The 8,568-nt window shown below is 68.2% G+C and carries 6 protein-coding genes; all 6 read right to left on the reverse strand.

Annotated elements, in window-relative coordinates; translation table 11 throughout:
- On the reverse strand, positions 1–693 hold a 693-nt coding region (locus Y706_RS0119590), incomplete at its 3' end, for an MBL fold metallo-hydrolase (protein ID WP_028277923.1).
- Between the two features lie 115 nt (positions 694–808).
- On the reverse strand, positions 809–1,921 hold the full coding sequence (locus Y706_RS0119595; protein ID WP_018773524.1) for a branched-chain amino acid aminotransferase: 1,113 nt from the start codon (positions 1,919–1,921) through the stop codon (positions 809–811).
- A 151-nt stretch (positions 1,922–2,072) separates the two neighbouring features.
- On the reverse strand, positions 2,073–3,125 hold the full coding sequence (locus Y706_RS0119600; protein ID WP_028277924.1) for a 3-isopropylmalate dehydrogenase: 1,053 nt from the start codon (positions 3,123–3,125) through the stop codon (positions 2,073–2,075).
- A 184-nt stretch (positions 3,126–3,309) separates the two neighbouring features.
- On the reverse strand, positions 3,310–4,869 hold the full coding sequence (metG, locus tag Y706_RS0119605) for a methionine--tRNA ligase (protein ID WP_028277925.1): 1,560 nt from the start codon (positions 4,867–4,869) through the stop codon (positions 3,310–3,312).
- 9 nt (positions 4,870–4,878) lie between these two features.
- Positions 4,879–5,604, reverse strand: a complete 726-nt coding sequence (locus Y706_RS0119610; RefSeq protein WP_143264746.1) for an ABC transporter ATP-binding protein — start codon at positions 5,602–5,604, stop codon at positions 4,879–4,881.
- Between the two features lie 38 nt (positions 5,605–5,642).
- A complete protein-coding gene (locus tag Y706_RS0119615; RefSeq protein WP_028277926.1) occupies positions 5,643–8,429 on the reverse strand; it encodes an ABC transporter permease in 2,787 nt (928 codons plus the stop codon).
- Between the last annotated feature and the right edge of the window lie 139 nt (positions 8,430–8,568).

The raw sequence follows: 8,568 nt of genomic DNA on the forward strand, positions 1-8,568 counted from the left end.
GGCGCCCAGTGCCGCGAGGGCTGCCCGGACCTGTTCGAGCCGGCCCCGCCGGTGGTCCCGGTAGGCGCGGGCGACGGCGTCCAGGGCCGGCAGCACCGGGCCGTGGGCCGGCAGCACCGGGCCGTGGGCCGGCAGCACCGTGGCCGGCCCGAGGCGTTCGAGCCGGTCCAGCGAGTCGAGGTAGTCCCGGAGGGTGCCGTCGGGGTAGTCCAGCACCGTGGTTCCGGAGCCCAGAATCGTGTCCCCGGTCAGCACCGAGCCGTGCGGTCCGTCCTGCGGCAGGTGGAAGCACAGCGAATCCGAGGTGTGGCCCGGCGTCGCCAGGACCCGGATATCAGTGCCGGCCGCCCGGATGGTTTCGCCGTCCTGCAGCGGGGGTGCGCCGTGGCAGTGGGCGGGGTCCGCGGCCCGGACCGGTGCGCCCGTCAAGGCCGATAACCTCTCGGCGGCCGCGGTGTGGTCCGCGTGCCGGTGTGTGATCAGGATGAGTTCGACCGGTCCCTCGCCGGCCAGCGCCTGCAGGTGCGGCCCGTCGAGGGGCCCGGGGTCGACGGCGACCCTGGCCGCCGCCCCCGGGGCGGCAATGAGATAGGAGTTGGTTCCGTCCAGGCTCATGGGGCCCGGATTCGGGGCGAGGCGGAACCGGGTCAGCTCACTGCTGCGGACAATGCCGCGGGATGTCTCGGAGGTCACGGACCCATCCTTGCATTGAATCGGGCGTCGTTGGCTCCAGCCCTGGACCGCAGACGCCGACGGCGGCCCTCACCGGAAGGTGGGGACCGCCGTCGTGCACTTAGACGTTCTGTGGCTATGCCAGCCGGGTCAGCCAGCCGTGGGTGTCCTCCACGGTGCCGGTCTGGATCCCGAGCAGCTGGGCGCGGATGGCCAGGGTGGTCTCCCCCGCCTTGGCGTCCTCGGAGCCGATGAACTCGGTGGCGTCCTTGAGCACACCGATGGGGGTGATGACCGCGGCGGTGCCGCAGGCGAAGACCTCGGCAATGTCTCCGGAGGCAACACCGTCGCGCCACTCATCCAGGGTGATCTTGCGTTCGGTGACTTCCCGGCCCATGTCCCGGGCCACCTGGATCACGGACATCCGGGTGATCCCTTCCAGGATGGTGCCGGAGAGCGCGGGGGTGACGAGCGAGCCGTCCTTCATGACGAAGAAGACGTTCATGCCGCCGAGTTCCTCGACGGCGTTGTCGTTGAACTGGTCCAGGAAGAGGACCTGCTTGCAGCCGTTGGCCTCGGCCTCCTGTTGGGCGATCAGCGAGGCAGCGTAGTTGCCGCCGCACTTGGCGGCGCCTGTTCCGCCGCGGCCGGCGCGGGCGTATTCGCGCGAGATCCAGATGGAGACGGGCTTGAGTTCGCCGCCGAAGTAGTTGCCGGCCGGGGAGGCGATCACGCGGAAGGAGACCTCGCGCGCTGCCCGCACGCCCAGGAACGCCTCGGTGGCGATCATGAAGGGCCGCAGGTACAGGGCTTCGCCGTCGCCGGCGGGGACCCAGTCCTTGTCTGCCGCGACGAGCTCGCGGATGGCGCCGAGGAAGTATTCTTCCGGGAGTTCGGGCAGGGCCAGGCGCCGGGCGGACTTGTTCAGCCGGGCGGCGTTGGCCTCGGGCCGGAACGTCCAGACCGAGCCGTCGGCGTGGCGGTAGGCCTTGAGGCCCTCGAAGATCTCCTGGCCGTAGTGCAGCACGGCGGCGGAGGGGTCCAGGGAAATCGGGCCGTAGGGCTCAACGCGCGCGTCGTGCCAGCCGCCGTTGCCGGCGGCGTCGACGCTGTAGTCCACAATCGCGGTGTGGTCGGTGAAATAGTCGCCGAATCCCGGGTTTGCCAGGATGGCGGCACGCTCTTCAGCAGACTTCGGGGTCTCCGACAGGTGCTGGGTGAATTCGACGCCATGGGCAGTCTGAGTCATGGTTCCTCCACGATCGGCTGCCTGGTGTGGGAACGTGGTTCACCCTCGGACCACGGCAGCATATTGGTGATTCGAAACAAGCTTACGCCCGTTGGCAGCACGGTTTTGCGGTGCCTGCAGTCGCCTGCCGTGCAGGAAATGCAGCCCGGGCCTACAGCGCCGCCGCGATGGCGTCGCCGATCGCGCTGGTGGTGCGGACGGCGCCGTCGCGGGCTTCGACGTCGGCCGTGACGGCCGCCTCGATCTTCCGGGCGGCGCCGGCGAAGCCGAGGTGGTCGAGCAGGAGCGCCGCGGAGAGGATGGCCGCGGTGGGGTCGGCCTTCTGCTGGCCGGCGATGTCCGGGGCGGACCCGTGGACCGGTTCGAACATGGACGGCGCGCTGCGGTCCATGTTGAGGTTGCCGGAGGCAGCGAGGCCGATCCCGCCGGTCACGGCCGCCGCGAGGTCGGTGATGATGTCGCCGAACAGGTTGTCGGTGACAATCACGTCGAAGCGGGCCGGATCGGTGACCATGAAAATCGTGGCGGCGTCGACGTGGAGGTAGTCGTGCGTGACGTCGGGGAACTCCTGGGCCACGGCCTCGACCGTGCGCTTCCAGAGCTGGCCGGCGAAGACCAGGACGTTGTGCTTGTGCACCAGGGTGAGCTTCTTGCGGGGGCGGTCGTTGGCCCGGCGGAACGCGTCGCGGACCACGCGCTCCACGCCGTGGGCGGTGTTCAGGGACACCTCGGTGGCCACCTCGTGGGGGGTGCCGGCGCGCAGCGTGCCGCCGTTGCCCACGTAGGGGCCCTCGGTGCCTTCGCGGACGACGACGAAGTCGATCTCGCCGGGGTTCGCGAGCGGGCTGCCGACGCCGGCGTACAGGCGGGAGGGCCGCAGGTTGACGAAGTGGTCCAGGCTGAAGCGCAGCTTCAGCAGGAGCTCGCGCTCGATGATGCCGGAGGGGATCCGGGTGTCGCCGGGGGCCGCGCCGACGGCGCCGAACAAGATGGCGTCGCGGGTGCGGAGGTCGGCGAGGGTGGCCGCGGGCAGGGTCTCCCCCGTCGCGAGCCAGTGCTCCGCACCCAGCTTGTAGTGGGTCTGCTGGAGCACGATCCCTTCTGCGGCCGCGGCCTTTTCAAGGACCTTCAGGGCTTCGGCGGTGACCTCCGGGCCGATGCCGTCGCCCGGGATGACTGCCAGATCAATCGTGGATGCGCTCATATTTTCAGGGTAGCCAAGTGATCCACATTCTGGTCAAGTTGTCTCACTATTCGATCACCCCTGCGGGCGCTCCCTCACTTCCGGCAGGAAAAGACGAAACGCTCCCGCACTTCCGAACCGGAAGTGCGGGAGCGTCACTCGAAACGCCGCCGGATCTGCGGGAGCGTCACCGGTGGGGGCTCGCTCAGGCTTCGGCGGGTTCCTCGTACTTCGGGAACACCGGGGCCGGGGCGGGCAGTTCCGTGCCGGCGGCGATCGGTGTGCCCAGGGCCGAGAACTGGCGCGCCCCGCCCTCGGGCTGGCCGAGCGTGTGCAGGATCGCCGCCGTCGCCACCGGCATGACCGGCTGGGCCAGGATCGCGACGATCCGCAGCACCTCGAGCGTCACGTAGAGCACCGTGTTCATGCGTTCGACGTCGGTCTTGCGCAGCACCCACGGGGCCTGCTCGGCGAAGTAGGCGTTGGTGTCCCCCAGGACAGCCCAGATGGCCTCCAGTGCGCGGCTGAACTCCTGCTTCTCGAACGCGGCCCGGGCGGCGTCCAGCAGTCCGTTGGCCTGGGCCAGAATCGCGGTGTCCTCGGCGGAAAATGCGCCGGGCGCGGGCACGCGGCCCTCGCAGTTCTTGGCCACCATGGACAGCGACCGCTGGGCCAGGTTGCCGAAGTTGTTGGCGAGGTCGGAGTTCATCCGGCCCACGATTGCCTCGTGGTTGTAGTTGCCGTCCGCGCCGAAGGGGACCTCGCGCAGGAAGAAGTAGCGGACCTGGTCCAGGCCGTACTGGGCCACGAAGTCCGCGGGGGCCACCACGTTGCCCAGCGACTTGGACATCTTGACGCCGTTGTTCTGCAGGAAGCCGTGGATCATGATCCGCTTCGGCAGCTCCAGTCCGGCGCTCATGAGGAACGCCGGCCAGTAGATGGCGTGGAAGCGGGAGATGTCCTTGCCGATCACGTGCACGTCGGCCGGCCAGAACTTCTTAAAGGAGTCCGAGTCGACGTCCGGGTAGCCGACCCCGGTGAGGTAGTTGGTCAGCGCATCGACCCACACGTACATGACGTGCTTGTCGTTGCCGGGCACGGGAACGCCCCAGTCGAACGTGGTGCGGCTGATGGACAGGTCCTCCAGACCGCGCCGGACGAAGCTGATGACCTCGTTGAAGCGGGACTGCGGGGCACCGAATTCCGGGTGGGCCTCGTAGAGAGCCAGCAGTTTGTCCTGATAGGCGGAGAGCCGGAAGAAGTAGCTCTCCTCGGCCGTCCAGGTGACCTCGGTGTCGGATTCGCGCGAGTAGCGGATCCCGTCGTCCTTGACCACGGTGTCGTCCTCGACGTAGAACGCCTCGTCGCGGACCGAATACCAGCCCTCGTACTTGGACAGGTAGATGTCCCCGTTGGCCTCCATCTTCTTCCAGATGGCCTGCGACGCAACGTAGTGGTCGGCGTCCGTGGTGCGGATGAAGCGGTCGTACGAGACGCCGAGGGCGGCGTGCGCCCCCTTGTAGATCTCGGCGTTCCGGTCCACCAGTTCCTTGGGCGTGACGCCTTCCTTCTCGGCGGCCTGGGCGATCTTCATGCCGTGCTCGTCAGTGCCGGTCAGGAAGAAGACGTCGTACCCGTCCAGGCGCTTGAACCGGGCCATCGCATCGGTGGCGATGTACTCGTACGCATGGCCGATGTGCGGCACCCCGTTGGGGTACGTGATGGCCGTGGTGATGTAGAACGGGGTCTGGTCAGTTGAAGTCACGGTCTAAATCTAGATCAGTTCTGTGAGGGTATCGCTCTGGCGGACCAGTTCGTGGTCATGTGAAGCGACCAGCACGGCAATGCCGTCCGAGGTGGTGTCCTTGAGGATGCTGATGATGCGGTTGGCCGCGGCACGGTCCAGGCTGGCCGTGGGCTCGTCGACCACCAGGACGCGGGTGCCGAGGATGAGCGCCCGGGCGATCGCGACGCGCTGGCGTTCACCGCCGGAAAGCTGCGCCGGGCGGTGGCGCATGCGCCGGCCCAGGCCCACGAGGTCCAGCAGGTCCTTGGCCATGTCGCGGCGCTTCTCGACCTCGCCGTCGGGCACGGCCGGCAGCAGGACGTTCTCGAGCGCGCTCATCCCGTCGATCAGCGCACCGCCCTGGTCGACGTAGCCGATCAGGGCCCGGCGGCGGTCGGCGATCTCGTCGTCGCCCATGGTCTCGAGCGAGTCGCCTTCCCAGAACACCCGGCCCGACGTCGGCAGGGTCAGTCCCGCGCCGACGGTCAGGATGCTGGTCTTGCCCGAGCCGGAGCGGCCCGCGACGCAGTGCATTTCGCCGGCGTGCAGGGTCATGTTGAAGTCGTCGACGACGTTGACGGCCTCGGCACCGCCCTTGCCGCCGCCGTAGTGGATGGTGATGTTGCTCAGTTCCAGCGGGGTGGCGTGGTCCGTGGCCTTCACGATCGTGTTGGCGCGGGTCTTGTGCGCACCGCGACGGGTGCTGGCGGTCATCCGGTCGTGTGCCTCCCGGTCAAGGTTCAGCTCGTTAGTCATTGGACCACTTTCGTTGCAATCGGAATCCAGCAAAGTACAGCTACGAGACCGGCAATTGCGGCCCACAGCGCGGCGTAGGGTGCCAGGAGGAGGCCGATGCCGAGGGCGCCCACAACACCCAGCGGCAGCGCGACGGTTCCCACCATGGCGTTTTCAAAGAAGCGGACCTGGCCCAGCATGTCCGGGTTCCAGCCCATGGCCCGCAGCGTGCCGAGGTACTGGCGCTTGGCCTGCAGCTCGAAGCGGCCGGTGACCATGGTCAGCAGCAGCCCGACGGCAACACCGGACACGCCCAGGATGATGCTGGGCAGGGCGATGCTCGCCGCGGCCAGCCCGCTGAGGGCGCTGGCGCCGGCGGCCCGCGGAATGTCGATCAGCAGGGCGACGAGTCCGCCGACGGCCGCGGCGAAGACACCGACGGCAACAGCCAGCGAGATGGTGTTGAACTTGTTGGTGCTCAGCTGCCGGTTGGCGAAGGTCAGCGGGGAATCGACCGCGATGAGCCGTTCATCGTGTTGCGGCTCCTGGTCCACGACGTCGCGGTGGCGCAGCTGCTGCGCCGCGACGAACGCGGCACCGGCGTACAGCACCAGGACCGACGCCGAGACCACCGCGGTGGCGGTGCTCCAGCTGATCAGGCTCAGGACGATTCCGACGACGGCCAGCAGCGCGGCGCCGACGCCGAATTCGGCCAGCACCCAGGAACGGATCTTGCGCTGGGTCCAGCCCATGGCGCGCAAGGTACCGGCCTCGCTGCGCCGTTTGCGGATGTAGCTGACGGTGGAGGCTCCGGTCAGGAGGGCAGCACCGCAGAGGGTCAGGAACAGCAGGGTCAGGTTCGTGGCGGTCAGCGAGCCGGACACGGCGTCCGCGGCGTCCTGGCGGACCCACGACTGCTGCACGGTGCCCAGGGGCGATTCCTTGCCGGCGTCGTCCTTGGAGTAGCCGGGAACGGCGATGCTGGCGTCTTCGCGGGCCGAACCGGCCACCACGGTGGCCTGCAGGCCCATGTCGCGGATCTCGTTGGCGAGCTTCTCCACCTCGGGCTGCGCCTGCTTCCAGCTGCCCGGGACCTTGGCGCGGACCCGGACGGCGTCGATCACGTTGGCGTTCGCATCGTAGCCGCGGGCGGCGGCGAGGCCGTAGTAGTCGGTGATGGCTCCGGCGGACTGGCTGACCAGTCCCGTGGCGCTCAGCGAGGGCTTGAGTTCGGTGTTGACGTCCTTGCCCGACCCGTCTTTGGTCAGGGTGAACGGCGCGGGGTCATAGCCGCCCAGGGGCAGCCGGTTGACGTCGCCGGCAGCTTCCTTGACGTTCGCGGCGTCGAAGGTGCCGTAGACCATGGCCAGCGGCGTGGCCAGCTTCTTGCCGGTTTCGAGGTTCTGGCGGTAGGAGCGCTCGTCTACCGGCTCGCGCTGGGTCTGGTCGACGGCTTCGCCGTTGGCGGCCTTGTCCGGCAGCCGGTTCACGGTGACCCAGTCACCGGGCGTGGCGCTCTTGTCAACGGCGCCGTTGGCGGCGGTTTCGCCGTCCTTGTACGTCGGGGCGGCGGCGAAGTTGGTGGTCCAGGTGGCCGGGTTGTAGAGGCCCTGGCTGAAGGATCCGGTGTCACCCATGAGCTGGGAGAGATCTTTGGACCCGGGCCAGGCGAGGGCGAACGGGGACTTGGAAACGAACGGCAGGTAGTCCTTGTCCAGCGAGCGGGTCACGGTGCCGACGTCCTTGGTGACGTTGCCGGAGTCGTCGATTTCCTCGATTTTGACCGAGTACTTCAGGTCCAGGGCGGTGCCCGAGCGCACGATCAGCGGGATGGCCTGCGAATCGTCGGTGAGCTGGCCGTCGCGCTTGGCCTGCTGGTACTGGGTCATCAGCGGTGCCCAGTACTTGAGCTTGACGCCGAGGAAGTCCGGGCCTTCCTTGAGTTCGTCCATGCTGATGCCGTTGGTGAAGAGGCTCTCGAAGTGCCGGCCGATCGCGCCGGCGTTGCGTGCGTCCGCGGGCGGGGCCTTCTCCAGCGGGGACAGGAAGTCACCGGCCGTGCCGAGCAGCGCCCGTTCGGAGACGGGGTCGACGGCGACGACGGACTCGGTCACCTGCGGAGCCATCGGCAGGGAAACGGAGAGGTTGAAGAGGTTGTGCTCGGAGCCGCCGGCCGGGGTGGGGAACTTGATGCCGGTCTCACCCTCCGGGCCCTGGATGCGGACGTTCTTGCCGCCTTCAACCTGTTCCTCGACCAGCTTCGCCTTGCCGAGGGAGCCCTCGGCCGTGGTCTTGAACAGGGTCTGGTCGGAGTGGCCGTCGGAGCTGACGGCGCTGGCCGTGAGGCGGTATTTCTTCGGCGTGTCGCTCAGTACCGATTCCGCGGCCGGCCACTTGCTCGGATCCGTGGCGGTCGGGTCGCCGGAGGTGCCCGCGAGGCCCGCGTTGAAGCCCAGGTAGTCGGTGGCGTCCAGCCGCGGCGACTCCAGGTTCTGCGTCACGCGCGAGACCAGGCTGATGGGTGCGGCCACAGAGGTGCCGGTGAGCTTGCGGATCGAATCCAGCTGCTCGAAGCTGATGCCGCCCTGGCCGGTGGCGATGTCGGGCTGCATCAGGCCGCCGTTATCCTTCGCCTTGGCCTGCACCAGGACGTCATAGAGCCCCCGGGAGTTTTGGTCCACGGTCCTGCTCAGCGCCGCCTGGGACTGACCCTGGACGAGCACGGACAGGCACATGGCCACGATCAAAATGGACGCGGTCAGCAAAAGCACTCTGCTTCTGATGAACCTCTGGACGGCGTTCATTGGGCTCCTGAAAGCTGGATTGCGTGCGCACGCCGCAGTTCATTTCCTGAGGAAGTGAAGGCGTCCCGTGCCGGGCGTGCAAAAGTAAAGGCCGGTCTGCCGGCCAAGACCCGAAATTCGGTCCTAGCCATTGTACGCA

The sequence above is a fragment of the Arthrobacter sp. I3 genome, assembly GCF_000520575.1.
GTDB lineage: Bacteria > Actinomycetota > Actinomycetes > Actinomycetales > Micrococcaceae > Arthrobacter > Arthrobacter humicola_A.

Excerpts from the sequence above, each read along its gene's own strand:
- Y706_RS0119600 (WP_028277924.1), bottom strand. The coding sequence starts at position 3,125 with ATGAGCGCATCCACGATTGATCTGGCAGTCATCCCGGGCGACGGCATC.
- Y706_RS0119615 (WP_028277926.1), bottom strand. The coding sequence starts at position 8,429 with ATGAACGCCGTCCAGAGGTTCATCAGAAGCAGAGTGCTTTTGCTGACC.
- Y706_RS0119595 (WP_018773524.1), bottom strand. The coding sequence starts at position 1,921 with ATGACTCAGACTGCCCATGGCGTCGAATTCACCCAGCACCTGTCGGAG.
- Y706_RS0119610 (WP_143264746.1), bottom strand. The coding sequence starts at position 5,604 with ATGACCGCCAGCACCCGTCGCGGTGCGCACAAGACCCGCGCCAACACG.